The following is a 26,901-nucleotide window of genomic DNA, read 5'->3' as shown; positions in this document are numbered from 1 at the left end:
GGGCCCGCCGCTTTTTGTATTTGACGCTGGGCATTTCCAGGAGGCCGCATGGCAACGAAGAAAAAGACGATCTCGGCGGATTCCAGGAACCCTTTTCATACCCTGCTCAACCTCTGGCCCTACATGTGGCCGACGGAGCGTCCCGACCTGAAATCGCGGGTGATCTGGGCCAGCGTTCTTCTGGTGATCGCAAAGATCGTCCTGCTCTCCGTTCCCTATTTCTTCAAGTGGACCACCGATGCGCTGAACGGCAAGATGGACGCGGCGGGCATCCTGCCGGCCATCATGCTCGGCGCCACGGCCCTGATCATCGCCTACAACGTGGCGCGCATCCTGCAGCAGGGGCTCAACCAGCTGCGGGACGCGCTGTTTGCCCGCGTCGGCCAATATGCCGTGCGCCAGCTCGCCTACCGCACCTTCGTGCACATGCACCAGTTGTCGCTGCGGTTCCACCTCGAACGCAAGACGGGCGGCCTGTCGCGCATCATCGAACGCGGCACCAAGGGCATCGAGACGATCGTCCGCTTCACCATCCTCAACAGCGTGCCGACCTTCATCGAATTCCTGCTGACGGCGGCGATCTTCTGGTGGGGTTACGGTTTTTCCTATCTGCTCGTCACGGCCGTGACCGTCTGGGCCTATATCTGGTTCACCGTGCGCGCCAGCGACTGGCGCATCTCCATCCGCCGTTCGATGAACGACAGCGATACCGACGCCAACACCAAGGCGATCGATTCGCTCCTGAATTTCGAGACCGTCAAATATTTCGGCAACGAGCAGATGGAGGCCCGCCGTTTCGACGCGTCGATGGAGCGCTACGAAAAATCGGCGACGCAGGTCTGGACCTCCCTCGGCTGGCTGAACTTCGGCCAGGCCGTCATCTTCGGCCTCGGCACCACCGTCATGCTGGTGATGTCCGGCTTGGCCGTGCAGCGCGGCGAACAGACGATCGGCGATTTCGTCTTCATCAACTCGATGCTGCTGCAGCTTGCCGTGCCGCTGAATTTCATCGGCTTCGTCTACCGCGAAATCCGCCAGGGCCTCACGGATATCGAGCAGATGTTCGAACTGCTCGAAGTGGAAGCCGAAATCAACGATGCGCCGGACGCACGAGAACTCGACATCCGCCAGGGCGGCATCGTCTTCAAGGACGTGCATTTTTACTACGACCCGGAACGCCCCATCCTCAAGGGCATCTCCTTCGAGGTCCCGGCCGGCAAGACCGTCGCCGTCGTCGGCCCTTCCGGCGCCGGCAAGTCGACGATCTCGCGGCTGCTGTATCGCTTCTACGATATCCAGCAGGGTTCCATCACCATCGACGGCCAGGACATCCGCACCGTCACCCAGAAGAGCCTGCGGGCGGCAATCGGCATGGTGCCGCAGGATACGGTGCTGTTCAACGACACGATCGCCTACAACATCCGCTACGGCCGCCCCGCGGCAAGCGAAGAGGAGATGAAGGCTGCGGCCGAGATCGCCCAGATCGGCACGTTCATCAGCCACCTGCCCGACGGCTACGACACCAAGGTGGGCGAACGCGGCCTCAAACTGTCGGGTGGTGAAAAACAGCGCGTCGCCATTGCCCGCACCGTGCTCAAGGCCCCGCCGATCCTCATTCTCGATGAGGCGACATCGGCGCTGGACACCACGACGGAACGGGAAATCCAGACCGCGCTCGACATCGTGTCCAAGAACCGCACGACGCTGATCATCGCCCACCGGCTATCGACCGTCATCGGCGCCGACGAGATCATCGTGCTCAAGGGCGGCGAGATCGCCGAGCGTGGCTCACATGCCGAGCTCATGCAGCACGACGGCGGCCTCTATGCCTCGATGTGGGATCGCCAGCGCGAGGCGGTGCAGGCCGAGGAGCGCTTGAAGCAGGTGCGCGAAAACGACGAATTCGGCATCGTCGTGCGCAAGGCGCCGGCAAACTGAGATGGCGCGGGGGCGTCCCTTTGACAATCCGTTCGCGACCGTCCATTTACCGTGCGCGGCAGGCCAGGCCCAAGATTGAGCGGTAGCAGCGTGCCTCGGCGCATTGCTCCCACTGTTTTTTCACGCTACTGCATAGCTCCCGAAATCGGGGGCATTGCCGGGAAAATGGTGCAAAAGCCTTGGCGCCTTGAAACCGTTGCCTAGGTTAAGCCCGAAGAGCGACGCCTCCGATGCAAAATATAAGAACAACAGGAGACCCCCGAATATGAGTTTGGTCAAAACGATACGCAGCACGTTCGTTCCGGTGCACCGGGACGGCTGGAAGTTCGTGGCCGCCTTTTTCGTGGTTTCCGTGGTGCTCGGCCTGCTCTGGAAACCGCTTTTCTGGGCGGGTCTCGTGCTGACGCTGTGGTGCGCCTACTTTTTCCGCGATCCCGAACGCATGACGCCGCAGGACGACGACCTGGTGATCAGCCCGGCCGATGGCCGCGTGTCGTCGATCCAGATGGTGACGCCGCCGGACGAGCTGAACCTCGGCAACCAGCCGATGCTGCGCATCACCGTGTTCATGAACGTCTTCAACTGCCATGTGAACCGCGCCCCGATGCGCGGTCGCATCCGCAGCATCGCCTACAAGGAAGGCAGCTTCCTCAACGCCGAACTCGACAAGGCGAGCCACGAGAACGAGCGCAACGGCCTGGTCATCGATACGGCCCATGGCGAAATCGGCGTGGTGCAGATCGCCGGCCTCGTCGCCCGCCGCATCATCTGCTGGTCGGCCGTCAACGAGCCTCTCGAAGCGGGCGAACGTTTCGGCCTGATCCGCTTCGGTTCGCGCCTCGACGTCTTCCTGCCACCGTCCGCCGCACCGCGCGTTTCCCTCGGACAGACGGCGATTGCCGGCGAAACCGTTCTTGCCGAATTCGGTTCGGCGAAGGGACCGGTCGTCAGCCGCCGTATCTGAACCCTGCAAGGAAGCGCCGATGGATACGCCTTTTCCGCCTTTCGAACCGCATGGACCCAACGATGCCGCCCGCGGCCCCCGGCTGCGGGAGATCCCGCTGCGGCTGATGATCCCCAACCTGATCACCATCCTGGCGATCTGCGCCGGCCTGACGGGCGTGCGGCTGGCATTCGAAAGCCGCTATGAACTGGCCGTCGCCATGGTGCTGGTGGCAGCGTTTCTCGACGGCATCGACGGACGTATCGCCAGGCTGATGAAGGCGACGTCAAAGTTCGGCGCCCAGATGGATTCGCTCGCCGACATCGTCAATTTCGGCGTGGCACCGGCGCTGGTGCTGTATGTCTTCCTTCTCGACCAGGCGCGCTCCATCGGCTGGATCGCCGCGCTGATCTATGCGATTGCCGCCGGCCTGCGCCTGGCACGTTTCAACGTCATGGAGGAGCGCGAGACCAAGGCGAGTTGGCAATCGGAATATTTCGTCGGCGTGCCGGCGCCCGCCGGTGCGATGATCGTGCTGCTGCCGGTGTATATCGGCTTCCTCGGCGTCGAGATCAGCCAAACCTTCGCCTATATCGCTTCCGCCTATACCGCGATCATCGGCCTGTTGCTGGTCAGCCGCCTGCCCGTCTGGTCGGGAAAATCCGGCGGCAGCCGCGTCCGGCGCGACCTGGTCCTGCCACTGATGCTCGCCGTCGTCATCTACGTCGCCCTGCTGATGAGCTTTACCTGGCAGGTGCTGTCCCTGACAGTCATCACCTACCTTGCCACCCTGCCCTTCGGCGCCCATGCCTGGAAAAAGAAGTATGGCACCCTTATCATCGAGGATGCGGTGCACGCTGATTCGACGGATGATGCCGCCAAGGAAGACGATCTCGACCGCGGCATCTAAACTCCGTTGGGGAAAGCATCTTCCGGCATCTCTTCTTTAAATCTTCTTTAAAGCCTGCCTGCTAAGCGGCCCTCTCGCGAAATATGGTCAACGTTGATTAAATTTGATCTCCGCGGCCTCGCTTTCGTCATGAATCCGTGATGGAATCGCAGATGCATAACAAAAGGCAGGAAACACGTGAAGGAGATGGAAATGACCGCGCCGAAGACTACGCCGGGGAAAGCGCAAGCCGGTATACCGCAGAAGACCGACCTGGCCTCGCTCTACCGTCCGCTCGGCATAAAGGCGGTGCTGGCCGCGGCGTTGATGCAGAAGCCGAAGCAGAAGAAGAAATTCGCCTGATATCCCTCCCGGCATCACGTCGGGATTTGGAGCCGAGCGTTCCTCAATGATGTGCGACCCGCCTGAAGGCGGGTTCGGAGAGCGGCGCAACAGACCGTTCTACTGCAGGCCATGGTCGCATGCGACAGGGCGACCGGCGACACAATATTCCTTTTCAGCACCACAGACTTGGCCGCGCTTGTCTCGCGGATGCTGCCCTTGTTCTCAGAACAGGCTCATCTGGCCCGAATCGGGCTTTGTAGATTTGGGTTTTTCGACCGCCAGGACCTCGGCCACCGGCGCCTGGATCTCCGGCCCGCCGTTGCTCACCTTGTTGACGAGGTCCGACACCGGCACGGCTTCGAAAAAATCCTCCTGCACCGGCGCCATCAGGTCGGCGACGTCACGCGGTTCCTGAGTCTTGCAGTCGAGCCAGCGGGAAAAATCGTCCGGATGGATGACGACCGGCATGCGATCATGGATGCGGGCCATGGAGCGGTTCGCCGAGGTGGTGAGGATCGCGCCGGTATCGACCTCCGAACCGTCTGCGGAAGACCAGGTTTCCATCAGCCCGGCGAATGCGACGATGCCGCCCCGTTTCGGCCGGATCCAGTAGGCCTGGGACTTTTCGCCGCTTTCCTTCGACGGACGGTGCCACTCGTAAAAACCCGTTGCCGGCACGAGGATACGGCGATGGCGCATGGCAGCGCGGAACGACGCTTTGCTGACCGCCGTCTCGGACCTGGCATTGAGCAACAGCGGAAAATCCCGCGGGTCCTTCACCCAGCCGGGCAGGAAACCCCAGCGCACCAGCATGGCGCGCCGTTCGGGCAGATTGCTGCCGCGCTCCTGCCGTTCGCCGGCGATGACCACGAGGATCGGCTGCGTCGGCGCGATGTTGTATCGCGCCGGAAAACCTTCCAGTTCCGCGAGGTTCAACGCATCCCGAACCAGCTCGGATTTTGCCGTCAATGCAAACCGTCCACACATGGGTTCTTACTTGGCACTGCGGGTCCCGGGGGTCAAGGATCGACGTCAGCCGCGCGGCCCGAGCAGGATGATGCCGGCGCCGAGCAGGCAGACGAATGCGCCCGACACGTCCCAGCGATCCGGCACGCGCTGTTCGACGATCCAGAGCCAGAGGATGGAGGCGAGGATATAGATGCCGCCATAGGCGGCGTAGGTGCGGCCGGCCGCCTCACTCGGAACAAGCGTCAGCAGCCAGGCGAAGGCCGAAAGCGCCACCAGACCCGGCGCCAGCCACCAGACCGGTTTGTCGAGGCGAAGCCATGCCCAGAAGGCGAAACAACCGGCGATTTCCGCCAGGGCGGCAAAGGCATAGATCACCAGCGACATGCGTGGGACGTCTCCTGCTTTCGCCGGGCGGAATCAACCGGCGTCCTTCTGCCGAAAACCTATTCGGCCGTGGGACGGAAACCAACCCTTGGCGGCCCGGGCCGGACTATTTATAGCTTTGGAGCATTTCCGCTTTTCTCCGAAACGCGAAAACGCTCTATTCTTTTTGTGTCTACGCAATTCCGGACGCAAAACCGCTACGCACTTTGGCTGGAATTGCTCCAGCCTGCATCATCAACGGATCCAGCCGCCATGACCTCCCGCCCATCGCCTGCCTCTTCCGCCGTTCTCGAACGCGACGGCCGTTACCTTCTGGTGCGAAGGGCCAACCCGCCGGCGGCCGACATGTACGCCTTTCCCGGCGGCAGGGCCGAGCAGGGCGAAACGCCTGCCGAGACGGCGATCCGCGAGGTTTTCGAAGAAACCGGCCTCACCGTCTGCAATCCCCGCCTGTTTGCCACCTACGACCTGAAGACGCTGGCCGACGACGGCAGTGTCAGCAGCCATTTTTTCCTGTCGGTCTTCCTTGTCGATAGCGAACCGGACGCCGTTGCCTTGGCGGCCGACGATGCCGCTGACCTCGGCTGGTACACGGCGGAAGAGATTCGCGCCCTGCCCGTTCCGCCAAGCGTCATCGATTGCGTCGACAGGCTTCTGCTTGCCCGGACGTGACCGAAAATGCGCTTCCGCGCTTGCGTCCCGCCGGTTGACGCTGTCAATTGAGCGCATGATTCATCCCCGATTTCTCCTGTGCGCGCTCCTGATTTGTGGCGGCTCCAGCCTGGCGCCAGCCTATGCGCAGAAAAATACCGCCAAAGCCGAAACGCCTGCGGTCAATGTGCCGGAGGAAAAACCGGCTCCTTACGACGACAAGCTCGGCCGCCTGGCGGAAATCCTGGGCTCCGTGCACTACCTGCGCGGGCTCTGCAATCCGGGCAAGGAGGATGATTGGCGCAGCGTGATGCAACAGCTTCTCGACGCCGAAACACAGAACGAACCGAAGCGGCGCGAGGTACTGACGGCCGCTTTCAATCGCGGATACCGGTCCTTCGCGTCGGTTTATACCGATTGCACCCCGGCAGCCGTCATGGCAGAAGAACGCTACCGTATCGAAGGTGCAACACTGGCCGCAGAAATTACCGCGCGGTTTGGAAATTAGCGAATTGTTAACCTCTTTTCATGGCATGCCGTGCCGTTTTAAGAAAAGACTGCTAAGACGTTAACCGAGCGGTAACGACCGGACGCTCTCGAGGATAGAATGATGGAAGCAAGCCTCAACGACATCGATGACATGATCGTGCACGAGAAGATGCAGGCCGCCCTGGAATACCAGAACGAAGCCTGGGCTGACGGCATGGCTGATGGCATCGAGCCGGAAATCATCGCCGATGCGGCGATCGTGCTCGCCATGCGCGAGACCGTGCGCATTCATGGCGAGGACGGCGCGGAGGCAATGCTCGATTCCCTGCGTGAACGCATCCTGGCCGGCGAATTTTCTCCCAAGCGTTGCCTGCAGTAAGACGTGGGAGTGTGACGATGCTGATTTCGGCGAAGACATCTGCCCGGATTGCCCTGACGTCGCGCCTTCTGGCCGGTGTTTTTAGTGCAGGCCTGATTTTCGCCCTGTCGCAGCCGGCAGCCGCCCTGTCGGAACTGAAGCAGGTTCCGGGCCAGACAACCACACAGAACAATACCCCGCAGACACCCGCCGATAGCGATGAACCGGCCGACGATGCCGGTGCCGCAGACGGCCTGCCCCAGCCAGATCCGCTGATCGACCCGACGAACAAGACGACCCAGGCAGACGATGGCAAGCCGGTCGAAGTCCTCTACGACGTCAACAAGGCGCCCGAGCCGGTTCGGCGCATGCGCCAGTTGATCGTCGAGGCCGCAGCGTCCGGGGAGATCGAGCGCTTGCGGGCGCTGATGAACCCGGGCCCGAACCAGACGCAGGTGACCATCGGCGAAACCGCCGACGACCCGATCCGGGCGCTCAAGGAACTGTCGGGTGATTCCGAAGGCATCGAAGTGCTGGCGATTCTGCTCGACGTCATCTCGACCGGTTTCGTGCATACCGGCCAGGGCACGCCGGATGAAATGTATGTCTGGCCCTATTTCACCGAAAAGAGCCTCTCGACGCTGACGCCACCGGAAAAGGTCGATTTGCTGCGCATCATCACGGCCGGCGACTATTCCGACATGCTGGAATTCGGCGGCTACAATTTCTACCGTGTCGGCATTTCGCCGGATGGCCAGTGGAAATTTTTCGTCGCCGGCGATTGAGGCACGTCGAAGCCTTGCGGTCGTCGTCGCGACCTCTTACCTCGTTCACCGGACGAACCGGAATGGGCCGAGACAATGACACATGCCTATCTGCCTGAACGTGCGCTGATTCGGATCGGCGGCAGCGACGCGGAAGCTTTCCTTCACAGCCTGATCACCACCGACGTCGAGGGACTGCCGGAAGGCGAAGCCCGGCCGGGGGCGCTGCTGACGCCGCAAGGCAAGATCCTCTTCGATTTCCTGATCTGGCGTGATGCCGGCGGCTTCCTGCTCGAAACCGATGCCACCCAGCGGGACGGCCTGCTGAAACGGCTCGCCATGTACAAGCTGCGCGCCGCGGTCGAGATTTCCGCCGAAGCCGAAGACGGCGTCACCGTTTTCTGGGACGGCGAAGGCGGCGGCATCATCGACGGACGATTCGCCAGGGCCGGCCTGGCGCTGACGCGGCAACGGGGCAAGCATGGTGATAGCGGGCCGGAGGCCTACGACGCCCTGCGTATCAGCGCCGGCATCGCCCATTCGGGCAGCGATTTTACCTTGCAGGATGCCTTTCCGCACGATGTGCTGATCGATCTCAACGGCGGCCTGTCGTTCAGGAAGGGTTGTTATGTCGGGCAGGAGGTCGTCTCCCGCATGCAGCATCGTTCGACCGCGCGCCGGCGCGTGGCGATCATTTCCGCCGAAAGCCCGCTGCCGCCCGCCGGCACGGACCTGACCGCCGGCGGCAAGCCGGTCGGGACACTCGGCACGGTGGTCGGCAACCAAGGCCTCGCCATCATCCGCATCGACCGGGTGGGCGAAGCGATCGCCGACGGCAGCGGCGTGTTTGCCGGCAACGTGCCGGTATCGGCGCAACTGCCCGCGTGGACGGGCCTCTCCTTTCCCACCGCGACCGACGAGGCGCAGGCGTGACACCGGAAAAGGCGCCGCGCGCCTGGCAGCGCATGCTGTCCGGCCGTCGACTCGATCTGCTCGACCCCTCGCCGCTCGACGTGGAGATTTCCGATATCGCCCACGGTCTTGCCCGCGTCGCCCGCTGGAACGGCCAGACATCCGGAGACCATGCCTTTTCGGTGGCGCAGCATTCGCTGGTCGTCGAAGAAATCTTTCGCCGCTGCAACAAGGCGACGGCCGACGAGCTACAGATGGCCCTGCTGCACGACGCGCCGGAATATGTGATCGGCGACATGATCTCGCCGTTCAAATCCGTCGTCGGTGGTGGATACAAAAGCGTCGAGAAACGGCTCGAAGAGGCCGTGCACCGGCGCTTCGGCCTGCCGGCGCATGCCTCCCGGGAGTTGAAGGACCAGATCAAGAAGGCAGACCGCATCGCCGCCTATTTCGAGGCGACGGAACTGGCCGGGTTCACGTCGGAGGAAGCCCGCAAATTTTTCGGGCAGCCACGCGGCATCACCCTCGACATGCTGATGGTGTCGCCACTGCCGGCCATCGAGGCACAGCGGCTCTTCCTGCACCGTTTTGCCGCCATCGAAACACAACGCGCGGACGCGAAGGAGACGGCCAAGTGACCATGATCGTCGTCTCTCCCCTCGCCCGCATGGCTGAAATGGCGGTCAAGCATCGCGCAAGGGAAATGGTCAGCCTGCTGGCGAAAGGCCAGGATTTTCATCGGCCGGCCGTCATCGACAAGGCGCGGCACCTCGTTCTCGGCATGAACGACATCAGCTTCGCGGGCACGCCCGACCTGGTTGCGCCGCAGGAGAGCCATGTCGGGCAGATCATCGATTTCGCCCGGAGCTGGGATCAATCGGCCCCCGTGCTCATTCACTGCTGGATGGGCATTTCCCGCTCGCCGGCTGCAGCCCTCATCACCGTTCTCGCGCTCCATCCCGATCAGGACGACGCGGTCCTGGCGAACCGCCTGCGGCAGGTCTCCCGATACGTCACACCGAACGCCCGGCTGGTCGAAATCGGCGATCACATGCTCGGGCGGAACGGCCGGCTGGTCGCAGCAGTGCGCGCCATCGGTCGTGGTGCGGACACGGACGGCAACGTGCCGTTCGTCCTTCCACTCCTGCCGTCCGGCGACGCTGCCTCCTCCTGAAGCCTCGCCTACCGACCCATCTGATCCAGCCCGGAAAGGTTGACCCGCCCGCCCGGTGCTCCATGTTCTGTTGCACCATCAATAGCTGGAGCCATCACCGGACAATGAACCAGGAAGCGACCGATTTCATTCTCGCCAGCCGCGCGGCTGTCAGCCAGGCCGGTGCGCTGGCGGTGCATTATTCGTTCTCGATCATCGGCGCCATCGTCATTCTCATTATCGGCTGGCTGCTGGCCGGCCTATTGCACCGCTGGGCGCATCGTGGCCTCAGGAGCGTTCACGGCATCGACGAAACGCTTGCCGGATTTTTCTCGAATCTCATCCGCTATCTGATTCTCATTCTCGTCTTCATCACCGTGCTGGGGCAGTTCGGCGTCCAGACAGCCTCGATCATCGCCGCCCTGGGTGCGGCGGGTCTTGCCATCGGCCTTGCCTTGCAAGGCACGCTGCAGAACATCGCCGCAGGCATCATGCTGCTGGTGCTGCGTCCCTTCCGCGTCGGGGAATATATCGAAACCTCGTCGGTTTCCGGCACCGTGCAGGAAATCGGCCTGTTCGCCACCGAACTACGAACCGCCGACGGGCTTTACCGTCTTGCACCCAATTCCACCTTGTGGAACACGCCGGTCACCAATTACAGCCGTGAAAAGGCCCGCCGCCACGACCTGAGCATCGTGCTCGACGTCAAGGACGACCTTCAGGATGCTGAAAGGAAACTCCACGAACTTGCCCGGCAGGTGCCGAATGTCGAGGCTTCGCCCGCACCACACACGTTCATCGCCGATCTCACCGACACGAAGGTGACGCTGACGTTGCGATACTGGGCGGGCACCCGCCATTGGGACGAGACCACCCGCGCCGTGCGCCGCGCGGTCAAACGCGCGTTCTATCAGCAACCGGAAGACGCGCCGGCCCGCCCCTGACACAAGGGGCGCGACCAAGGCGATCCTATTGGATCACGCCGCAGGCGAGCCTGTCTCCGGCATCGCCGGAGGGCTGGCTTCGATAATCGTCGGAGCGCGCGTGGATCATCAGCGCCTTGCCGCGAATGGCATTCTTGTCGTTCAGCGTTACCAGGTTGTTGAAGACATGCGCACGCGCCGTGCCGTCGGCGCCGACATAGATGTTCGGCATATCGCCGGCATGCGGTCCTTCGGCCGCCAGGAACCCATGCTCCTTCTTGTCCGGATTGAAATGACCGCCGGCGCTTTCATGATGGGAGGCGGCGTCGCAGCGACCGTTTTCATGGACGTGGAAGGCCACCCAGCTGTTCGGGGGCAGGTTGGAAACCTCGACTTCGATCAGTACGCCGGTCTTGCCCCCGGTCAGTGCGGCACGGCCGGTCTCCTTGCCGTCGGCCCCGATAAAATTGGCGATGGCGTTCTGGGTCTGTTGGGCGGCCGCCGGAGCGGCAAGGGCGATGACCGCCAACGCCGAAAAAAGAATGCTTCTCATCTCAGATCCTTCCTCGATCCTGTTTTCATCACTTGGAAGCCCAACGCCTGAGCCGGCATGCGGTTCCCGCCGGGCGCGGCGGGTAAACATGTGACAGGCGAATGCGGGCATTGGCGCCCGACCGCCGGCGGCCGGAAATTCTTCGTCCGGCGTCGCTGCGAGGAAGATGGAATCAACAGAATATTAACCTCGCTCACCCAATCTGGAGGTGGGGGATTTTCCTCGGATCGCACTATGTTTCAATGCCGTTTTCTCGTTGAGGATTCGGCAGTTACGGCATTTTTGGATATCGTTATCTTGTTATCTGCGGAGAAAATAATAGATGTTTCGACTGATTTTGCGGGACGCACCGCATTATGTCTCTTCCTCCCGTCCGACGCATTCTTAAGATGCAATGATGCTCTCGCCTGAACTCCAGTTCAGCCAGCAATGGCGCCTCGCCGCCGAGGGCGGCACGATCGATTCCGAGCGTCTGATGGATCTTGTCGTCGGGGCTTACCGCGACTACCAGACGGAAATCCGCCTCGCCGAAGAGGCGATGGGCAAGATGCGCTCCGTCCACCAGGCGACGACGGCAGACCTCGATTTCCGCCTTGCCGCCGCCAAGGCACGCAATGCCCTTTTGCAGAACGTCCTCGACAATGCGCCTGTCGGCATCAGCCTGTTCGACAGGAACGGCACGCTCGTCGCCTGCAACAAGCAGTTCTGCCAGCATCTCGGTCTTCCGTCCGCCAGCGTCCAGCCGGGGGTGAACTTCGAGACGTTGCGCCCGCTGGTCAAGGGAACGGAGAGCATGCGCAGTGCGCTTCTGCCGCAGGCATCCGAGACCACGCAACCGCAACGCACGGAATTTCGCGAATGGGAAATGGATGACGGAAGGATCATCCATGTCGTCCTGACCTTCCTGCCGGACGGCCAGTGTGTCGCTATCCACCAGGACGCGACAAAGGAGCGCAAGGCCGGGGACCGGCTACGGGAGATCGCGCTGCGCGATCCGCTGACCAACCTCGCCAACCGCCTCGCCTTCCGCCAACAACTGGAGGAGCGGCTTGCCGGGCTGAAGGACGGCGAAAAGCTCGCCTTGCTGCAACTCAATCTCGATTTCTTCAAGACGATCAACGATACGATGGGCGCCTCGACCGGCGACGAGGTGCTGAAGCTCGCCGCCGAACGGCTGGTCGAGTGCCTGGGACCGCAGGATGTCGTCGCACGGCTCGGATCCGACGAATTCGTCATCATCCAGACGAAGGCCCGCCAGCCTGAGGGATCAACCGATCTCGCCCACGCGATCATCGACCAGCTCGGTCACCCGTTTTCGGTCGACGGCAAGCAGATCCTGCTCAGCACCTCGATCGGCATCGTCATCGCGCCCGACTACGGCCAACAGCTCGATATCCTGCTGCGCAGCGCCGGCATGGCGCTGGCCCGCGCCAAATCCGAAGGCCGCAAGACCTTGCGGTATTTCAAGCCGGAGATGGATGCCCGCCAGCAGGCGCGCCGCGAACTGGAGGCCGACCTGCGGAAAGCGGTGCAGAACGGCGAATTCGAGCTGTATTACCAGCCGATCTACGATCTTCACCGGGAAAAGGTCTCGACGCTCGAAGCGCTGCTGCGCTGGAACCACCCGCAGCGCGGCCGCGTGTCGCCGGCCGATTTCATTCCCCTGGCGGAGGAAATGGGCCTGATCGTCGATCTCGGCCGCTGGGTGCTGTACCAGGCCTGCCTCGATGCGGCGCAGTGGCCGGAGGAGGTGAAGGTCTCCGTCAATGTTTCCGCCATCCAGTTCAAGAGCGCCGATCTCTTCGGCGACATCGTCTCGGCGCTGGCGGTCGCCGGACTTCCGCCGGAACGGCTGGACCTGGAAATCACCGAAAGCGTCATCATCCAGAACCGCGACCAGACGCTCGCTTTGCTGCACGACCTGAAATTCCATGGCGTCAGCATCTCGATGGATGATTTCGGAACCGGCTATTCCTCGCTGAGCTACCTGCGCAGCTTCCCGTTCGACAAGATCAAGATCGACAAGTCCTTCGTCGACGATATCGCCGAAAACCAGCAGGCGCTGGCGCTGATCCGGGCGATCATCTTCCTCGGCAAGACACTCGGCATGGCGATCACGGTCGAGGGCGTGGAAACCAGCGAACAGTTCTCGCTGCTGCAGAAGGAAGCCTGTGACGAAATCCAGGGGTATTACGTCAATGCGCCGCGGCCGGTCAGCGAGGCCCAGGCGATGATGGAATTCTACCCCGCCGAATAGGTCGAATAAACCGTTGCAGGCGCCCGTCTTCTCGACGGCTGTCAACAAGCTGTGTTGCGAAATACGCCGAATGCCGGCCAGGCCGCCTTTCCGTGTGCCGTCAATGCATTAGATTGGTGGACTCGGTTTCTCGATTTCTGGTGGGGCATGTTCGAAATCCTCCTTATCCTCGTCTTCATCATCGGCTTTGCGACGCAACGCGGCAACGACCGACGCCTGCGGCAGATGGAGAGAGAGCTAAACCGGCTGAGCGCGCAACTGGCCGAGATGCAGCTTGCGGCACCGGCAGCAGTCGAAACGGCCGCTGAAGCCGCCAGTCTTGCAACCAATGAAGTCGAGACGGCAGACGTGCAGGAACAGGTGGGAACGGCGACCGAACCGGTGACGCCGGAGGCACCGGAACCGACCGAAACGATACCGCCGGCGGAGGATGTTTCCCCTCAAATCGCTGCCCGCGAACTGCCGAGCCGGGAGAGCCTGGAAAGCTGGCTCGGTGCCCGATGGGCGGTCTGGGTCGGCGGCCTCGCCCTGGCGTTCGGCGGCATATTCCTGATCAAGTATTCCATCGAAAGCGGCCTCTTGAGCCCGGCCGTGCGGCTGGTGATGGCCGCCGTCTTCGGCCTCGCCTTGTTCGGCGCCGGCGAAGTGGTGCGCCGCCGGGCGCTACCGTTCGAGAAGGACGCTTTCCGCAACGCCATGATCCCCGGCGTGCTGACGGCCGCCGGCGCGGTGACGCTGTTCGGTGTCGTTTACGCCGCCTATGCGATCTACAGCTTCATCGGCCCGGCGCCGGCCTTCTTCATGCTGGCGCTCGTCGGTTTTGCAACGCTCGGGCTGTCGCTGCTGCACGGCCAGGCGCTGGCGGGCGTCGGCTTGTTGGGCTCGATGCTGACGCCGGCGCTGATCGCCGCGGATGCGCCGGATATCCGCGCCCTCTTCGCCTTTCTCAGCATCAGCTGGCTGGCAACCGCGGCGGCGGCGCGCTTCCGCCGCTGGACCATCGTGCCGTCGCTGGCCAATGCCGGCATGGCGATCTGGGCCCTCGCCTACATCGTCAAGGCGCCGGTCATCGATCCGGTTCCGGCAACGCTCGCCTTGCTGGTGATGCTGGCCGGCACCCTCTTTCTCTGGCCGGGCCGCAGCTTTGGTGAAACCGCTGCGACGGCTGAGCCGATAGATACAGATGCCGCCGAGCCCGTTGCAGGCGCGGCCCCCGCGGCGCCTACAGCCAGCCACGGTTGGCAGCCGGGACCTTGGGAGCGCCTTTTCGCCCGCCCGCCGGCGGCGCTGACTGTCACTGCCAGCCTTGCGGCCATGCTGCCGCCGCTCGCCATGATCGCCGTGCCGACGCCTGCGACGATGGATCCGGCCTTTGCCTTTGCCGCCCTGATCGCCACGGTCGCGGCCTTTGGCGCCGGCCGGCTATATGCGGCGCTGGCCGCCATCTTTGCCGCGCTTGGCGCCATCGCCGGCATGATGCTGCTGGCCGTCACCAGCTTCTATCCCGAGGTCATCGGCCTTGACGTCGAACCCGGCGCCACGGCTGCAGGCATCGGTTACGGCACCGAAATCGTCCTTTGCCTTGGGTTGGGGGCGCTGTTCGTGCTGTTCGGCTTTGCCTTCCTTTACCGGCATGGACGCGGCGAGCCGCAGTTTTCGACCCTGTGGTGCGCGCTCGCGGTCGTCGTGCCGCTGATCGGCGGCGGAATCAGTCTCTTGAATTTCGGCAATCTCGGCCGTGACTGGACACATGGGCTCTACGGGATCGGGCTAGGCCTCGCCTATCTCGCCGCCGCCGAGTGGCTGTCGCGCCGGGGCGAAGGCCGCACGGCTTCGCTCAACTGGCTCATCGCCGGCGCCTTTGCCATCTTCGTTTTCGCCCTGCATTGCCTTGTCCACGATGTGCAGGCGATCGTCGGCACGGCGATCATCGGTTTTGCCTTCGTCCTCGCCACGCGCATCCGACCATGGGCGATGCTGCCCTGGGCGATGGCGGCAGCCTGCGTGCTCGTGCTGGCGCAGATCGCCGCCGACCCCACCATCGTCGGTGTCGACAATCTCGGCACGCAGCCGATCTTCAACGCGCTGGCGGTCGGTTACGGTATTCCGGCGTTGCTTGCGGCCATCGCCGCCTTCGAACTGCGCGCCTGGCCGGATCTGCGCGTCCGCAACCTGCTGCAGGCGCTCGCCAGCCTGATGGCGTTCCTCACCGTCGCCGTCCTCGTGCGCCACGCGATGAACGGCGGCGTGCTGCAGGGCGACGTGCCGACGCTCAGCGAACAGTCCATCTACACGCTGCTGACCATCGGCGCGTCCGCGGTGCTGATGACGCTCGATTTCCGCTCGCCGAGCTCTGTGTTCCGTTATGGCTCGATGCTGGCCGGCGTGTTCTCGATGCTGTCGATCCTCGGCGCCCACCTGTTGACGCTCAACCCCTACTTTACCGGCGAAAATACCGGTCGCCTGCCGTTGCTCAACCTGCTGCTGATCGGCTACCTGCTGCCCGGCATCGCTTATGCCGGCCTCGCCTATTATGCCCGCAACCGCCGACCGATGCCTTATGTCACCGCGCTTGCCGTTGCCGGCGCGGTGCTGGGTTTCGTCTGGGCGACACTCTCGGTGCGGCGGTTCTGGCAGGGCGAAAATCTGCAGGACTGGAAAGGCTTCCTGCAAAGCGAGACCTACAGCTATTCGGTGGTCTGGCTGCTGATCGGCGTCATCCTGCTCGGGCTTGGTTCGCGGTTCGACGCCAAGAGCCTGCGCGTCGCTTCGGCGGTGCTGGTTTTCCTGACGGTCGTCAAGGTGTTTCTCATCGACATGTCGAACCTCGACGGCGTGCTGCGCCCGATCTCCTTCATCGGCCTCGGCATCGTGCTGATCGGCATCGGCCTGTTCTACCAGCGCATTCTCACCAGCAAGGGAAGTGGCAAGCCGCAGCGGGAGGTCGCGGCCGAGGGGTGATTGCCGACCGAAGCCGAAGGCGGTAAGGATCGCATATGTCGCATCGAAGCCGCTCCCTTCCGTCCTCGCACGATCTCAGTTCCGCCTTTGCGCCGCATCAGGCGCTGGCGGCAGAACTGCTGCCGCATGCGACGGAGGGCGACGACGGTTCGCACGATGTCGCCCACCTGCTGCGCGTCTACCGCAACGCCATGCGCATCCATGCCGTCGAAGGTGGCGACGGGCAGGTCCTGGCTGCGGCCGTGCTGCTGCACGACTGCGTCGCGGTCGAAAAGAATTCTCCCCTGCGATCGCAGGCCTCGCGGCTTGCAGCCGACAAGGCCGCCGGCATTCTCGACGGCCTCGGCTGGCGTGCGCAGGATATCGCCGCCGTCGCGCATGCGATCACAACGCACAGCTTTTCCGCCAACATCGCCCCGGAGACGTTGGAAGCAAAAATCCTGCAGGACGCCGACCGCCTCGATGCCATCGGCATGGTGGGCGCCGCGCGCTGCTTCTACGTCGCCGGCCGCATGGGCTCGGCGCTCTACGATGCTGCCGATCCCGAGGCGAACGCCCGGCCGCTCGACGACAGGGCCTATGCCATCGATCATTTCGCCGCCAAGCTTTTCAAGCTGGCGGACGGCTTCCACACGGTCGAAGGTGCAAGGCTGGCGCTGGAACGCCACGACCGGCTGCGGCAGGTCTACGACCTCTTTCTCGACGAAATCCAAGGAAACCTCTGATGCGTGTCGCCAACCTGTTCATCTATCCGTTCAAGAGCGCCCGCGGCATCACGCTCGACAGCGCCAGGATCGACGCCTTCGGCATGCAAGGCGACCGTTTCGCCATGCTGACGGACCCGGACGGACATTTCATCACCCAGCGGGACATGCCGGCATTGGCGCGCATCAGCGTCGAACCGGCCGGGGACGGTGGGCTTCGGCTGGCCATGGACGGCAAGGGCGAGATCGTCGCTGCCCGGCCGACGGGTGAGGACCGCCTCGGCGTCGACGTCTGGAAATCGGAACTGAGCGCAGCGCTGGCCGATGCGGCGGTGCATGCGACGCTGAGCGACTGGCTGGAGCGGCCGGTGCGCCTGGTGTTCTTCGACAGCCATTCGACACGCATCGCCAGCGAGGAATGGGCCGGCGAAGGCACGCCGGTGCGTTTTGCCGACGGCTACCAGATCCTGGTGACGACGACGGGTTCGCTGAAGGCCCTGAACGACGACATGGCGGCGCATGGCGAGGCGGGCGTCGGCATGGATCGCTTCCGACCGAACATCGTCATCGACAGCGACGAGCCCTGGGCGGAGGACCGCTGGGCGGCCATCGAGATCGGCGGCATCAGGCTCGACCTCGTCAAGCCCTGTGCCCGCTGCATCATGACGACCCAGGACCAGCGCACCGGCTCCCGCGAGATCGCCTCACCGATGCCGGCCATGGGCCGCATCCGCATGTCCGCCGATCGGCGCGTGCCCGGCCCGCTGTTCGGCTGGAACGCCGTGCCGCGCGGCGAAGGCCACATCGACCTCGGCGACGCGGTGACGGTGATCCATGAGCGGCCGGAAGGCTGGGCGATCAAGCGGCGCGCTTGAGCGCTTTCAGGGCGGCCTGGACGAAACCGTCGCGTGCCGACGTCACCGTCAGGCCACGCGGCTCATAGACGTGGCGATGAAGGAAAAAGGCGGTGAGGCGAAAGGCGGCTTCCAGACCGTGATAGTCGGCGCCCCGGCGCTCGCCATTGGCGAGGAACGACGGCAGGGCGAGCAGGCGTTCGGCATAAGGGGCACCGGCCGCACGGCAGACGGCGCGGCCGGATTTCGGCGAGACGTAAACGAGATCGTCGCTGCTGCCGGTCGCGGCGCATTCGTTGAGATCGAGGCCGAAACCGAGATCGTTGAGCACCGCCAGCTCGAAACGGATGAACAGCTCGCCAGCGCCAATGGGCTCGTGGAGATGGCCGAGGATCACGTCCAGTGCCTCGAAAAGATGCGGATGCGGATCGCGCTCCGGCAACAGGCGCAGCAGGGCGGCCATGGCCTGGATGCCGTAGACGGCGGTCGCCGTTTCCATCAGCTGCGCGGCACGCAGCCGCACCGGTTCGATCTTGAATTCGCCGAGATGCTCGTCGAGCCTCGCCCGCCAGGTGACCTCGACTTCGTTGCCGGCCTGCAGCACCGGCTGCATGCTGCGCGAACGGCCGTTGCGCACCAGGCCCAGATGCCGGCCGCGCCCACGCGTCATCACTTCGGCGATGACGCTTGTTTCGCCGAGCCGCTTGATGCCGAGAATGATCGCCTGTTCCTGCCACTGCATCGGCGGGATAACCGTCCTGATTTGTTTTGCCGAACCTAGCGCAATTCCGGGAAAAGTGCGTCGCGGTTTTGCGTAAAAACAAAGAGATGGAGCGTTTCGGGGAAACGCGGAAACAGTCTATCGCAACCGGCGGCGAAGGGAAACCGTCAATGACGCGCCCTCACCGCACCGGGCAGGTCCTGCCAGATCAGCCGTGCTTGCCGAACACATCGGCCAGATGTTGCAGGATCGTCTCCTCGCCGAAAGGCTTGCGCAGCAGCGAGACACTCTTCAGGTCGTCTGGAAAGTCGGTGTTGTCGGGATAGCCGCTCGAAAATCCGAAAGGAACACCCTTTTCACGCAACGCGCGGGCGAAGTCGAAACTCATGGTGGAGCCGAGATTGACGTCCAGAAGCGCAAAATCGATCGGATGGACATCGATCAGTTCTTTCGCCTCGCGCAGATTGCTGGCGACATAGATCTCGCTCGCCCCCAGGCCGCGAAAAATATCCTCCGCCTCCATCGCGATAATCAGGCTGTCCTCCAGGACAAGAATGTGGTGAGGCGTTATCAATGGCTCTCTCTCTTCCGGCATCTGCCCTTTGGCGGCAAGACGGCGCTTGTAGCTGCACATACTCGCCACGCACCATGCCAAAAGCAATCGGCGTCATCGCACGGAACCATTCCGCATCGCAATCCTTCCGCTGACAAAGCAGCTTCCAGTCTGGTCGATTTCATCGCATCGTACATGCCCCATGGCGAAGACAAGACGCCTTTGCCGGCCCCGTTCTATATCGCCTCCCGCCTGCCGATTGGAATCGATGGCGGCGGAAAGATGCATTCACCCTATTCCGGCAACCCCGCCAGCGCATTTAAAAAAGATATAAACCTTCGCTGCAAATCGTTCAAATGAAAGGTCGGGACTTTTCCTCCAGCCCCTCCCACCCGGAGACCGCTTTCAGCGCCTCTTCGTCGAGCACGTCGCAGCTTCGGTCGCGCCAGACGATGGCGCCGCGGTCGGCGAGTTTCTTCAAGGTCTTGTTGGTGTGGACGATGGAGAGGCCGAGCGTGTCCGCCACATGCTGCTGGGTGATCGGCAAGACAACCCGGCCTTCGACCATCCGCAGCGCTTTCGCCCGTTGCGCCAGGAAGGCAAGCAGATAGGCAGCCCGCTCGATGGCTGTCCGCCGGCCGATGCTCAACAGATGCTCGTCGAGAATGCGCTCCTCCCGCGCGGCGATCCAGGTGATATCGTAAGCCAGGCTGGGATACCGCGAAAACAGCGTATGAAGCTGCGTCCTTTCGAAGACGCACAAGGTCACGGTCGAAAGCGCCTCGACCGAATGCTGCATTTCGCCGGTGATCGATCCCTGCAGCCCGACGAGATCCCCCGGCATCACATAGTTGAGGATCTGCCGGCGACCGTCCAGCAGCGTCTTGTAGCGGAAGGCCCATCCCGACAGCACGGTGTAGAGATGCGCGCTGCGCGCTCCTTCGAGAAGCACGATGGCGCCGGGATCGACGGTCAGCTCGCCCTTCTTGAAGTCCGAGACGAAATCGAGTTCTTCCGAGGTGAATTCCCGAAAATGCGGCAGGGGCCGCAGAGGACAAAGCTCGCAGGGGGTCTTTCTGGAATTGGTGAGCTTAGCAGCCATGGGCACCTGACGTTAGAGAAAGTGGCCGGACAGACGACCACCGATGTTCAAACGCTCAAATACCAAAAATGTTCCCTGTCGCTCAGCCGCGCGGAAACTCCAGTCCCATTTCACGGAAACGCTCCGGATCGTCGCCCCAGTTCTCGCGCACCTTGACGAACAGGAAGAGGTGCACCGGTTGCTCGAGGATTTCCGAAAGCTCCTTGCGCGAGGCCGTCGAGATCGATTTGATCGCCTCGCCGTTCTTGCCGAGCGCAATCTTCTTCTGGCTCTCGCGCTCGACGTAGATCACCTGTTCGATGCGGACCGAACCGTCCTTGCGCTCCTCCCATTTTTCCGTCTCGACATGCGACGAGTAGGGAAGCTCCTGGTGCAGCCGCAGAAACAGCTTTTCGCGGGTAATCTCGGCGGCGAGCTGGCGCATCGGCAGGTCGGAAATCTGGTCTTCCGGATAATACCACGGGCCTTCCGGCAGGGTCTCGGCCAGATAGTCCATGATGTCGTCGCAGCCTGAACCGGTCGTTGCCGAAATCATGAAGGTGCGCTCGAAGGCAATCTTCTCGTTGGCGGCGGCGGCAAGCTTCAGCAGATCTTCCGGGCGCACCTGGTCGATCTTGTTCAGCGCCAGGATCTTGCGCTGCGGCACGTCCTTGAGGCCTTCGAGGATCGCCTCGGCATCGCCGCGCAGGCCGCGCTCGCTGTCGATCAAGAGCATGATCAGGTCAGCATCCTTGGCGCCGCCCCAGGCCGACGTCACCATGGCGCGGTCCAGCCGGCGGCGCGGCTTGAAGATGCCGGGCGTATCCATGAAGACGATCTGGGCGTTGTCATGGATGGCGATGCCGCGCACCACGGCGCGCGTCGTCTGCACCTTGTGGCTGACGATCGACACCTTGGCGCCGACGAGGCGGTTGAGCAGCGTCGATTTGCCGGCATTGGTCGGGCCGATCAGGGCGACAAAGCCGGAATGGGTGGGGCCAGGCGCTGCAGAAACTGCGTCTTCCGTGCCGGGCGTTTCTTGATCTTCTGCCATCTTGTCCGTCATTTTTCTGCAGGCGCTGCCTGCCAAACGCCTTCGCGTTCCAACAATTTCATCGCCGCGACCTGTTCCGCCGCCCGCTTGGAGCGCTCGACACCCGTCTCCGGCGCCACGCCGGGGATCTCGACCGTCACGGTGAAGCGCGGATCATGATCCGGGCCCGAACGATCTTCAACCCGATATTGCGGCGTGACCGCGAATTTCGCGTGCGCCCATTCCTGCAGCTCCGTCTTGGCATCCCGGCGGGCGGCATCGGCGCGGGTGGCGCGTTCCTCCCAGAATCGCAGGATAAAGCCGCGGGCCGTCTCCAGGCCGCCATCGAGATAAAGGGCCGCGATCAGGCTCTCGACCACGTCGGCGCGCACGTTGAGCATGCGCTTGCCGGTCAGTTTCTTGACGTCGGCGCCGGTGCGGATGAAACGGTGCAGTTCCATCTCGTCGGCCACTTCGGCGCAGGTCTCCGCGCTGACCAGCTGGTTGAGGCGAACCGAAAGCTCCCCTTCCCCGGCATTGGCGAAGGTGCGGAACAGAAGTTCGGCGATGCACAGGCCGAGCACCCGGTCGCCGAGGAATTCCAGCCGTTCGTAATTTCCAGCCTTGCCGGAGCGCGCGCTCGAATGGGTAAGCGCCCTGTCCAGGCGCTCCTTCTGCGCGAATTCATGACCGATCACCGTTTCCAGCCGGAGGCGATCCGCCGGCGAGAGGGCTACCGGCTTGCTCATTCGACGACCTTGAACAGGCGGTCCCAACGCATGTTGGCGGGCCAGCGCCAGATCTCGCGGAAGGCCGTATCGTTTCCGAGCGAGAAGAAGATGATGCTGGCGCGGCCGATCAGGTTTTCCGCCGGAACGAAACCGACATCGAAGCGGCTGTCGGCGGAATTGTCGCGGTTGTCGCCCATCATGAAATAATGGCCTTCCGGCACGATGAACTCACGCGTGTTGTCGCCGCGCGAATTCGGCGACTGGTCGAGCGTGTCGTAGGCGACGCCCGTATCCAGCGTCTCGCGGAATACCGGCACGTCCTCGCCCGGATCCATTTTGTAGTCCGAGGTGAAGGTGCCGTCCGGCTCCTTCGGCACGGCCTCGCCGTTGACGTGAAGCACGCCGGCGATCATCTGCACCCGGTCGCCGGGCAGGCCGATGACGCGCTTGATGTAGTCGATGTCCGGGTTCGGCGGAAAGCGGAAGACCACGACGTCGCCACGCGCCGGCTGGCTGCCGAAAATACGGCCGCTGAACAGGTTCGGCGAGAAGGGCAGCGAATATTTCGAATAGCCGTAGGCAAACTTGTTGACGAAGATGTAGTCGCCGACGAGCAGCGTCGGCATCATCGAGCCCGACGGGATGGTGAAAGGCTGGAAGAGAACGGTCCGGATGACCATCGCCAGAACCAGAGCCTGGACGATGACCTTTATGTTTTCCCAAAGCGCATTCTGCTTCTTCTCAACTTTTTCGGACACGCAGGCATCTTCCTTCAACACGGCAATTGGCCTCTCTCTAGCTGCTTCATCGGCTCGCGGCAATGCCGACGCTCAATAAACCCGCTGTTAGCGGGCTCCTGCGGCGATTTCCGGGCAGGCTTCGATGATGACGAAAGCTTGAGCATAGGGGTGGTCGTCGGTGATCGTCAGGTGGATGATCGCCACATGTCCATCCGGCAACAGCGCCTTGAGACGTTCCTCGGCGCCACCGGTCAGCTTCATCGTCGGCTTTCCCGATGGCAGGTTTATGACACCCATGTCCTTCCAGAACACGCCCTCGGCAAGCCCGGTGCCGAGCGCCTTGGAACAGGCCTCCTTGGCAGCGAACCGCTTGGCATAGGAGGCGGCGCGATTGGCGCGGCGATCCGAACGGGCGCGCTCGACATCCGTAAAGCAGCGATGGGTGAAACGCTCGCCGAACCGCTCGATGGATTTTTCAACCCGCGTGATGTCGATGAGATCGCTGCCGATGCCGATGATCATTCTTTCCAACCTTCCGCCCATTCGCCGCCGGCGCCACATGCCGCCGGCAGCTGTCCAATATCGTCAAACGCTTGAAATTTCGTCGGGATAACGCAGCTGGCTTCGCGCCCGCTCCAGAAGCCGCAGGTGCCGGCGGCGCTGGAAGCTGCGCACGGCAAGGAATGCCAGACCATACAGGAGGGTGGAACTGACGGCGGCGAACGGAATGGCGCCAACCAGCATCGGCTTCAGCACCGGTTCCCAAAGCTGTGCGAAATCCAGGCTTTCGAACAGGGCGGCGAGGTCGATGTGGCTCTTCTCACCGTTCGTGCCGAGAATCCACTTGCCCGTCTCCCAGGTGAGAGCCGAAATGACCGGGAACGTCGCGGGGTTGCTGACAGTGGTGCCGAGAGCGGCGGCAACCAGGTTTCCGGCAAGCAGATAAGAAACGATGATCGCCAGGACGAGATGAAAGCCGAGGAACGGGGTCCAGGACAAAGCGATCCCGCAGGCAAAGCCGGTGGCGATCGAATGGGGCGACGCGCTCAGCCGCAGCAATCGCATCCGGAAGTAGCGGAATGACCGCGTAAAACCTTTGCGGGGCCAGAACAACTCCCGCAACTTATCGGACAATCGGGCAGGCTTGCGGCGTCGAAAGAGCATGGCGCACATTTAGTGCATTACGGTCCGACATGACAAGACCACACCTGCCGCGCGGTTGCCGAGGCAACCACGCCTTCCCATGACGCAGCCGCATGGCTGGCATCATGCAATCGATGGATCTCAGAAGCCGCGACGGAACAGGCCGCGATCGACCTGGCGCTGGCGGTATTCGAGATCGACACGGTCGCCGGCACCGTTGAGATATGCCATCTCGCGTTCTTCGACGCTGGGAACGCGCAGGGCGCGGGCGATTTTCTTGATTTGACCGAACATGACGTGGTCCTTTCCTTCGTTCTCTTCGATGAGATGAAGATAGGCCCTGCATCGCCTTTTTACTAATGTTGCATCGCACAATCAGCCATGCATGATACGCATGCCCTGGCGCTCAGATCGTCATTTTTCTGCCCATTTCAAAGGCATTTGCCAAACAACATGGCCACAAAGGGGTAAAACCGGCAGCAAGCAGGGACAGGCCGACCACGACGGGCCGGGCAGCAGTCTGCCGCCCCGGCCCGTTTACGGGAAAAGGGATCGTTTCAGTCGAAAATGCGCTTCACCGTGGCGATGCAGTCGAGGTCCTTGAGCTGCGCCAGCAGATGGTTCAGCTGGCGCAGGTCCCAGACTTCGACATCGACGGCCATCTCGGTGAAGTCGGTGGCGACGCCGATCATCGTCAGGCCGCGAATGTTGACGTCCAGCGTCGCGATGGTCTGCGCCACCTTGGCCAGCGTGCCGGGTTCGTTCAGCGCGTTGATCATCAGCCGCGCCATGAAGCGCGACTTGTTGGCCTCGTCGAGATCCCAGCGAATGTCGATCCAGCTTTCCGGTTCGTCGTCGAAGCGCTGCAGCGCCGGCGCCTGGATCGGGTAGATGGTGATCCCCTTGCCCTTCTCCATGATGCCGACGATGCGATCGCCGGGAACGGCGCCGGAGGGGGAGAAATGCACCTCGGCATTGCTGGTGATGCCGCGGATCGGCAGGACGTCGAGGTCGCCGCCGGCCTCGTCGCCGATCTGCGAACGGTCGAGGTCGGCCTTGGTCTTCCCGGGAATGCGGAAGACCATGCCGGAGGCGCTGCGCATGTTGAACCAGCCTTCATCACTGTTCGGCTTGACCGTGACGCGCTCGTCCTGGTGATCGGGAAAGACCGCCCGCAGCACGTCGAGCGACGAAATCTCCCCGCGTCCGACGGAGGCGATGGCATCCTCGACTTCCTTGCGTCCGAGCCGGTGCAAAGCGGGCTTCATGACATCCTTGGAAAAGACCTTGCCGGCCCGCTCGAAAGTGCGTTCGAGGATGCGGTGGCCGAGGCCGGCATATTGCTTGCGGATGGCCATGCGCGTCGCGCGGCGGATGGCGGCGCGCGCCTTGCCGGTGACGACGATTTCTTCCCAGGCGGCCGGCGGTACCTGCACGCCGGAGCGGATGATCTCCACTTCGTCGCCATTGGCGAGTCGCGTCACCAACGGCATGATCCGGCCGTTGATCTTGGCGCCTACGGTGGTGTCGCCGATATTGGTGTGGACGGCGTAGGCGAAATCGATCGGCGTGGCGCCGCGCGGCAGGGCGATCAGCTTGCCCTTCGGGGTAAAACAGAAGACCTGGTCCTGGAAGAGTTCGAGCTTGGTATGCTCCAGAAACTCTTCGGGACTGTCGCCCTCGGCCAGGGATTCGATGGTGTGGCGCAGCCACGAATAGGCATTGCTTTCACGCGACAGCAGATCGCTGTCGCCGCCCGTCGCGCCGTCCTTGTAGAGCGTATGCGCCGCGATGCCGAACTCGGCGATCTCATGCATGCGCCGGGTGCGGATCTGCAGTTCGATACGCTGGTTGGACGGGCCGACGATCGTCGTGTGGATCGAGCGATAGTCGTTCTGCTTCGGTGTCGAGATATAATCCTTGAAACGGCCGGGCACGACGCGCCAGCGCGTGTGGACGATGCCGAGCGCCCGGTAACAGGCCGGGATATCGTCGACGATGATACGGAAACCATAGACGTCGGAAAGCTGCTCGAAGGAGAGCGACTTCGACTGCATCTTGCGGAAAACCGAATAGGCCTTTTTCTGCCGCCCCTTGACGAAGGCGTTGGTCAGGCCGTTGGCGACCAGGAGATCGCGCAACTCCTCCTCGATCTTGCGGATCAGGCCTTCGTTGCGCGAAGAAAGCTCTTCCAGCCGCTTGGTGACGGTCTCGTAAGCTTCCGGGTTGATGTACTGGAAGGAAAGCTGTTCCAGCTCCTCGCGCATGTCCTGCATACCCATGCGGCCGGCGAGCGGCGCATAGATATCCATGGTTTCTTCTGAAATGCGGGCGCGCTTCTCCTGGTTCATATGCTCCAGGGTGCGCATGTTGTGCAGGCGGTCGGCGAGCTTGACGAGCAGCACGCGGACGTCGTCGGAAATCGCCAGGAGCAGCTTGCGCAGGTTTTCGGCCTGCTTCGCCTTCTTGGTGACGAGGTCGAGCTTCTTGATCTTCGTCAGGCCTTCGACAAGCGCGCCGATATCCTCGCCGAACAGTTCGTCGATTTCGGCACGCGTTGCGGTGGTGTCCTCGATCGTGTCGTGCAGCAGGGCGACGGCGATGGTCGATTCGTCGAGATGCAGTTCCGTCAGGATCGCCGCGACTTCCAGCGGATGCGAGATATAGGGATCGCCACTCGCGCGTTTCTGCTGCCCATGCTTCTGCATCGCATAGACATAGGCCTTGTTGAGCAGCGCTTCATTGGCATCCGGCTTGTATTTCTGAACGCGCTCGACGAGCTCGTATTGCCGCATCATCCAAAGCTACTCCGGGAGGAAATAAAAAACGCGCCAATCATAGGATTGGCGCGC

The 26,901-nt window shown here is 62.8% G+C and carries 30 protein-coding genes; 17 read left to right on the top strand and 13 right to left on the bottom strand.

What is annotated here, in order from left to right; all coding sequences use genetic code 11:
- Positions 1-48 precede the first annotated feature (48 nt).
- From DEM27_RS03660 to DEM27_RS33845, 4 genes are all read left to right on the top strand, one after another.
- Positions 49-1,938 (top strand): ABCB family ABC transporter ATP-binding protein/permease, encoded by a 1,890-nt coding sequence (locus DEM27_RS03660; RefSeq protein WP_109456792.1) that lies wholly within the window; start codon positions 49-51, stop codon positions 1,936-1,938.
- A 265-nt stretch (positions 1,939-2,203) separates the two neighbouring features.
- On the top strand, positions 2,204-2,902 hold the full coding sequence (locus tag DEM27_RS03655; protein WP_109456791.1) for a phosphatidylserine decarboxylase: 699 nt from the start codon (positions 2,204-2,206) through the stop codon (positions 2,900-2,902).
- A gap of 19 nt (positions 2,903-2,921) precedes the next feature.
- The gene (locus tag DEM27_RS03650; protein ID WP_109456790.1) at positions 2,922-3,791 is read left to right on the top strand and encodes a CDP-alcohol phosphatidyltransferase family protein; all 870 of its coding nucleotides are present in this window, start codon (positions 2,922-2,924) and stop codon (positions 3,789-3,791) included.
- A gap of 192 nt (positions 3,792-3,983) precedes the next feature.
- Complete coding sequence (locus tag DEM27_RS33845; RefSeq protein WP_165823333.1) at positions 3,984-4,133, top strand: hypothetical protein; 150 nt, start codon at positions 3,984-3,986, stop codon at positions 4,131-4,133.
- A gap of 204 nt (positions 4,134-4,337) precedes the next feature.
- Here the strand turns inward: DEM27_RS33845 and DEM27_RS03645 are convergent, their stop codons facing one another.
- The gene (locus DEM27_RS03645) at positions 4,338-5,102 is read right to left on the bottom strand and encodes an SOS response-associated peptidase (protein ID WP_109456789.1); all 765 of its coding nucleotides are present in this window, start codon (positions 5,100-5,102) and stop codon (positions 4,338-4,340) included.
- A 45-nt stretch (positions 5,103-5,147) separates the two neighbouring features.
- Positions 5,148-5,468, bottom strand: a complete 321-nt coding sequence (locus tag DEM27_RS03640) for a YnfA family protein (protein ID WP_109456788.1) — start codon at positions 5,466-5,468, stop codon at positions 5,148-5,150.
- A gap of 252 nt (positions 5,469-5,720) precedes the next feature.
- Here DEM27_RS03640 and DEM27_RS03635 point away from each other — a divergent pair, with 252 nt between their 5' ends.
- From DEM27_RS03635 to DEM27_RS03600, 8 genes are all read left to right on the top strand, one after another.
- Positions 5,721-6,140, top strand: coding sequence for an NUDIX hydrolase (locus tag DEM27_RS03635; RefSeq protein ID WP_109456787.1), 420 nt, complete (start codon positions 5,721-5,723; stop codon positions 6,138-6,140).
- Between the two features lie 55 nt (positions 6,141-6,195).
- Positions 6,196-6,627: a TIGR02301 family protein gene (locus DEM27_RS03630; RefSeq protein ID WP_109456943.1), complete on the top strand. Its 432-nt coding sequence runs from the start codon at positions 6,196-6,198 to the stop codon at positions 6,625-6,627.
- 102 nt (positions 6,628-6,729) lie between these two features.
- Positions 6,730-6,987 (top strand): hypothetical protein, encoded by a 258-nt coding sequence (locus DEM27_RS03625; RefSeq protein ID WP_165823343.1) that lies wholly within the window; start codon positions 6,730-6,732, stop codon positions 6,985-6,987.
- Positions 6,988-7,004: 17 nt separating this feature from the next.
- Positions 7,005-7,751, top strand: a complete 747-nt coding sequence (locus DEM27_RS03620) for a hypothetical protein (RefSeq protein WP_109456785.1) — start codon at positions 7,005-7,007, stop codon at positions 7,749-7,751.
- A 75-nt stretch (positions 7,752-7,826) separates the two neighbouring features.
- Positions 7,827-8,663, top strand: coding sequence for a CAF17-like 4Fe-4S cluster assembly/insertion protein YgfZ (gene ygfZ, locus DEM27_RS03615; RefSeq protein ID WP_109456784.1), 837 nt, complete (start codon positions 7,827-7,829; stop codon positions 8,661-8,663).
- 32 nt (positions 8,664-8,695) lie between these two features.
- Positions 8,696-9,280, top strand: coding sequence for a YfbR-like 5'-deoxynucleotidase (locus DEM27_RS03610; RefSeq protein WP_109456942.1), 585 nt, complete (start codon positions 8,696-8,698; stop codon positions 9,278-9,280).
- Positions 9,277-9,816: a tyrosine phosphatase family protein gene (locus DEM27_RS03605; protein ID WP_109456783.1), complete on the top strand. Its 540-nt coding sequence runs from the start codon at positions 9,277-9,279 to the stop codon at positions 9,814-9,816. Before DEM27_RS03610 ends, DEM27_RS03605 begins: the two co-directional genes overlap by 4 nt.
- A gap of 104 nt (positions 9,817-9,920) precedes the next feature.
- Complete coding sequence (locus tag DEM27_RS03600; RefSeq protein ID WP_109456782.1) at positions 9,921-10,739, top strand: mechanosensitive ion channel family protein; 819 nt, start codon at positions 9,921-9,923, stop codon at positions 10,737-10,739.
- Positions 10,740-10,764: 25 nt separating this feature from the next.
- Here DEM27_RS03600 and DEM27_RS03595 read toward each other — a convergent pair whose 3' ends face one another.
- Positions 10,765-11,271: a superoxide dismutase family protein gene (locus tag DEM27_RS03595; protein WP_109456781.1), complete on the bottom strand. Its 507-nt coding sequence runs from the start codon at positions 11,269-11,271 to the stop codon at positions 10,765-10,767.
- Between the two features lie 394 nt (positions 11,272-11,665).
- On the opposite strand from DEM27_RS03595, the gene DEM27_RS03590 reads away from it, so the two are divergent.
- From DEM27_RS03590 to DEM27_RS03575, 4 genes are all read left to right on the top strand, one after another.
- Entirely contained in the window at positions 11,666-13,528 is a 1,863-nt protein-coding gene (locus DEM27_RS03590) for a putative bifunctional diguanylate cyclase/phosphodiesterase (RefSeq protein WP_245445629.1), read from the top strand.
- 147 nt (positions 13,529-13,675) lie between these two features.
- Positions 13,676-16,489, top strand: a complete 2,814-nt coding sequence (locus tag DEM27_RS03585) for a DUF2339 domain-containing protein (protein WP_109456780.1) — start codon at positions 13,676-13,678, stop codon at positions 16,487-16,489.
- 35 nt (positions 16,490-16,524) lie between these two features.
- Positions 16,525-17,214, top strand: a complete 690-nt coding sequence (locus DEM27_RS03580) for an HD domain-containing protein (RefSeq protein WP_109456779.1) — start codon at positions 16,525-16,527, stop codon at positions 17,212-17,214.
- Positions 17,214-18,068 carry an MOSC domain-containing protein gene (locus DEM27_RS03575; RefSeq protein WP_109456778.1) on the top strand — a complete coding sequence of 285 codons (855 nt, stop codon included), beginning with the start codon at positions 17,214-17,216 and terminating at the stop codon, positions 18,066-18,068. The genes DEM27_RS03580 and DEM27_RS03575 overlap by 1 nt, the downstream gene beginning before the upstream one ends.
- Here the strand turns inward: DEM27_RS03575 and recO are convergent.
- Positions 18,052-18,789, bottom strand: coding sequence for a DNA repair protein RecO (gene recO, locus DEM27_RS03570; protein WP_109456777.1), 738 nt, complete (start codon positions 18,787-18,789; stop codon positions 18,052-18,054). The genes DEM27_RS03575 and recO overlap by 17 nt on opposite strands.
- A 187-nt stretch (positions 18,790-18,976) precedes the next feature.
- The gene (locus tag DEM27_RS03565) at positions 18,977-19,342 is read right to left on the bottom strand and encodes a response regulator (RefSeq protein WP_337250463.1); all 366 of its coding nucleotides are present in this window, start codon (positions 19,340-19,342) and stop codon (positions 18,977-18,979) included.
- On the opposite strand from DEM27_RS03565, the gene DEM27_RS33470 reads away from it, so the two are divergent.
- Positions 19,325-19,681, top strand: a complete 357-nt coding sequence (locus DEM27_RS33470) for a hypothetical protein (protein ID WP_165823307.1) — start codon at positions 19,325-19,327, stop codon at positions 19,679-19,681. The genes DEM27_RS03565 and DEM27_RS33470 overlap by 18 nt on opposite strands.
- Here the strand turns inward: DEM27_RS33470 and DEM27_RS03560 are convergent.
- The 8 genes from DEM27_RS03560 to DEM27_RS03525 form a co-directional block, all read right to left on the bottom strand.
- Positions 19,674-20,423, bottom strand: a complete 750-nt coding sequence (locus DEM27_RS03560; protein ID WP_109456776.1) for a Crp/Fnr family transcriptional regulator — start codon at positions 20,421-20,423, stop codon at positions 19,674-19,676. The two genes, DEM27_RS33470 and DEM27_RS03560, sit on opposite strands and share 8 nt — an antisense overlap.
- Positions 20,424-20,505: 82 nt before the next feature.
- The gene (gene era, locus DEM27_RS03555; protein ID WP_109456939.1) at positions 20,506-21,456 is read right to left on the bottom strand and encodes a GTPase Era; all 951 of its coding nucleotides are present in this window, start codon (positions 21,454-21,456) and stop codon (positions 20,506-20,508) included.
- An 8-nt stretch (positions 21,457-21,464) separates the two neighbouring features.
- The gene (gene rnc, locus DEM27_RS03550) at positions 21,465-22,184 is read right to left on the bottom strand and encodes a ribonuclease III (protein WP_109456775.1); all 720 of its coding nucleotides are present in this window, start codon (positions 22,182-22,184) and stop codon (positions 21,465-21,467) included.
- Positions 22,181-22,924, bottom strand: coding sequence for a signal peptidase I (lepB, locus tag DEM27_RS03545; RefSeq protein WP_109456938.1), 744 nt, complete (start codon positions 22,922-22,924; stop codon positions 22,181-22,183). Before lepB ends, rnc begins: the two co-directional genes overlap by 4 nt.
- Positions 22,925-23,011: 87 nt before the next feature.
- The gene (gene acpS / locus DEM27_RS03540; RefSeq protein ID WP_109456774.1) at positions 23,012-23,428 is read right to left on the bottom strand and encodes a holo-ACP synthase; all 417 of its coding nucleotides are present in this window, start codon (positions 23,426-23,428) and stop codon (positions 23,012-23,014) included.
- A gap of 63 nt (positions 23,429-23,491) precedes the next feature.
- A complete protein-coding gene (locus DEM27_RS03535) occupies positions 23,492-24,070 on the bottom strand; it encodes a DUF2062 domain-containing protein (RefSeq protein ID WP_109456937.1) in 579 nt (192 codons plus the stop codon).
- A 120-nt stretch (positions 24,071-24,190) separates the two neighbouring features.
- Entirely contained in the window at positions 24,191-24,343 is a 153-nt protein-coding gene (locus DEM27_RS03530; protein ID WP_109456773.1) for a DUF3563 family protein, read from the bottom strand.
- 263 nt (positions 24,344-24,606) lie between these two features.
- A complete protein-coding gene (locus DEM27_RS03525; RefSeq protein ID WP_109456772.1) occupies positions 24,607-26,847 on the bottom strand; it encodes a RelA/SpoT family protein in 2,241 nt (746 codons plus the stop codon).
- Between the last annotated feature and the right edge of the window lie 54 nt (positions 26,848-26,901).

Source organism: Rhizobium album (genome assembly GCF_003122325.1).
Lineage (GTDB): Bacteria > Pseudomonadota > Alphaproteobacteria > Rhizobiales > Rhizobiaceae > Metarhizobium > Metarhizobium album.
Note: the sequence above shows the minus strand (reverse complement) of the source record. Positions and strands in the feature narration are given on the sequence as shown.

What these genes read in the sequence shown, in the direction of transcription:
- DEM27_RS03625 (WP_165823343.1), top strand. Translation starts at nt 6,730, where the DNA reads ATGGAAGCAAGCCTCAACGACATCGATGACATGATCGTGCACGAGAAG.
- DEM27_RS03560 (WP_109456776.1), bottom strand. Translation starts at nt 20,423, where the DNA reads ATGGCTGCTAAGCTCACCAATTCCAGAAAGACCCCCTGCGAGCTTTGT.
- DEM27_RS03655 (WP_109456791.1), top strand. Translation starts at nt 2,204, where the DNA reads ATGAGTTTGGTCAAAACGATACGCAGCACGTTCGTTCCGGTGCACCGG.
- DEM27_RS03590 (WP_245445629.1), top strand. Translation starts at nt 11,666, where the DNA reads ATGATGCTCTCGCCTGAACTCCAGTTCAGCCAGCAATGGCGCCTCGCC.
- DEM27_RS03620 (WP_109456785.1), top strand. Translation starts at nt 7,005, where the DNA reads ATGCTGATTTCGGCGAAGACATCTGCCCGGATTGCCCTGACGTCGCGC.
- DEM27_RS03530 (WP_109456773.1), bottom strand. Translation starts at nt 24,343, where the DNA reads ATGTTCGGTCAAATCAAGAAAATCGCCCGCGCCCTGCGCGTTCCCAGC.
- DEM27_RS03600 (WP_109456782.1), top strand. Translation starts at nt 9,921, where the DNA reads ATGAACCAGGAAGCGACCGATTTCATTCTCGCCAGCCGCGCGGCTGTC.
- DEM27_RS03525 (WP_109456772.1), bottom strand. Translation starts at nt 26,847, where the DNA reads ATGATGCGGCAATACGAGCTCGTCGAGCGCGTTCAGAAATACAAGCCG.
- rnc (WP_109456775.1), bottom strand. Translation starts at nt 22,184, where the DNA reads ATGAGCAAGCCGGTAGCCCTCTCGCCGGCGGATCGCCTCCGGCTGGAA.
- ygfZ (WP_109456784.1), top strand. Translation starts at nt 7,827, where the DNA reads ATGACACATGCCTATCTGCCTGAACGTGCGCTGATTCGGATCGGCGGC.
- DEM27_RS33845 (WP_165823333.1), top strand. Translation starts at nt 3,984, where the DNA reads ATGACCGCGCCGAAGACTACGCCGGGGAAAGCGCAAGCCGGTATACCG.
- acpS (WP_109456774.1), bottom strand. Translation starts at nt 23,428, where the DNA reads ATGATCATCGGCATCGGCAGCGATCTCATCGACATCACGCGGGTTGAA.
- DEM27_RS03535 (WP_109456937.1), bottom strand. Translation starts at nt 24,070, where the DNA reads ATGCTCTTTCGACGCCGCAAGCCTGCCCGATTGTCCGATAAGTTGCGG.
- recO (WP_109456777.1), bottom strand. Translation starts at nt 18,789, where the DNA reads ATGCAGTGGCAGGAACAGGCGATCATTCTCGGCATCAAGCGGCTCGGC.
- era (WP_109456939.1), bottom strand. Translation starts at nt 21,456, where the DNA reads ATGGCAGAAGATCAAGAAACGCCCGGCACGGAAGACGCAGTTTCTGCA.
- DEM27_RS03660 (WP_109456792.1), top strand. Translation starts at nt 49, where the DNA reads ATGGCAACGAAGAAAAAGACGATCTCGGCGGATTCCAGGAACCCTTTT.
- DEM27_RS03585 (WP_109456780.1), top strand. Translation starts at nt 13,676, where the DNA reads ATGTTCGAAATCCTCCTTATCCTCGTCTTCATCATCGGCTTTGCGACG.
- DEM27_RS03610 (WP_109456942.1), top strand. Translation starts at nt 8,696, where the DNA reads ATGCTGTCCGGCCGTCGACTCGATCTGCTCGACCCCTCGCCGCTCGAC.
- DEM27_RS03575 (WP_109456778.1), top strand. Translation starts at nt 17,214, where the DNA reads ATGCGTGTCGCCAACCTGTTCATCTATCCGTTCAAGAGCGCCCGCGGC.
- DEM27_RS03645 (WP_109456789.1), bottom strand. Translation starts at nt 5,102, where the DNA reads ATGTGTGGACGGTTTGCATTGACGGCAAAATCCGAGCTGGTTCGGGAT.
- DEM27_RS03635 (WP_109456787.1), top strand. Translation starts at nt 5,721, where the DNA reads ATGACCTCCCGCCCATCGCCTGCCTCTTCCGCCGTTCTCGAACGCGAC.
- DEM27_RS03580 (WP_109456779.1), top strand. Translation starts at nt 16,525, where the DNA reads ATGTCGCATCGAAGCCGCTCCCTTCCGTCCTCGCACGATCTCAGTTCC.
- DEM27_RS03630 (WP_109456943.1), top strand. Translation starts at nt 6,196, where the DNA reads ATGATTCATCCCCGATTTCTCCTGTGCGCGCTCCTGATTTGTGGCGGC.
- DEM27_RS03595 (WP_109456781.1), bottom strand. Translation starts at nt 11,271, where the DNA reads ATGAGAAGCATTCTTTTTTCGGCGTTGGCGGTCATCGCCCTTGCCGCT.
- DEM27_RS03640 (WP_109456788.1), bottom strand. Translation starts at nt 5,468, where the DNA reads ATGTCGCTGGTGATCTATGCCTTTGCCGCCCTGGCGGAAATCGCCGGT.
- DEM27_RS03650 (WP_109456790.1), top strand. Translation starts at nt 2,922, where the DNA reads ATGGATACGCCTTTTCCGCCTTTCGAACCGCATGGACCCAACGATGCC.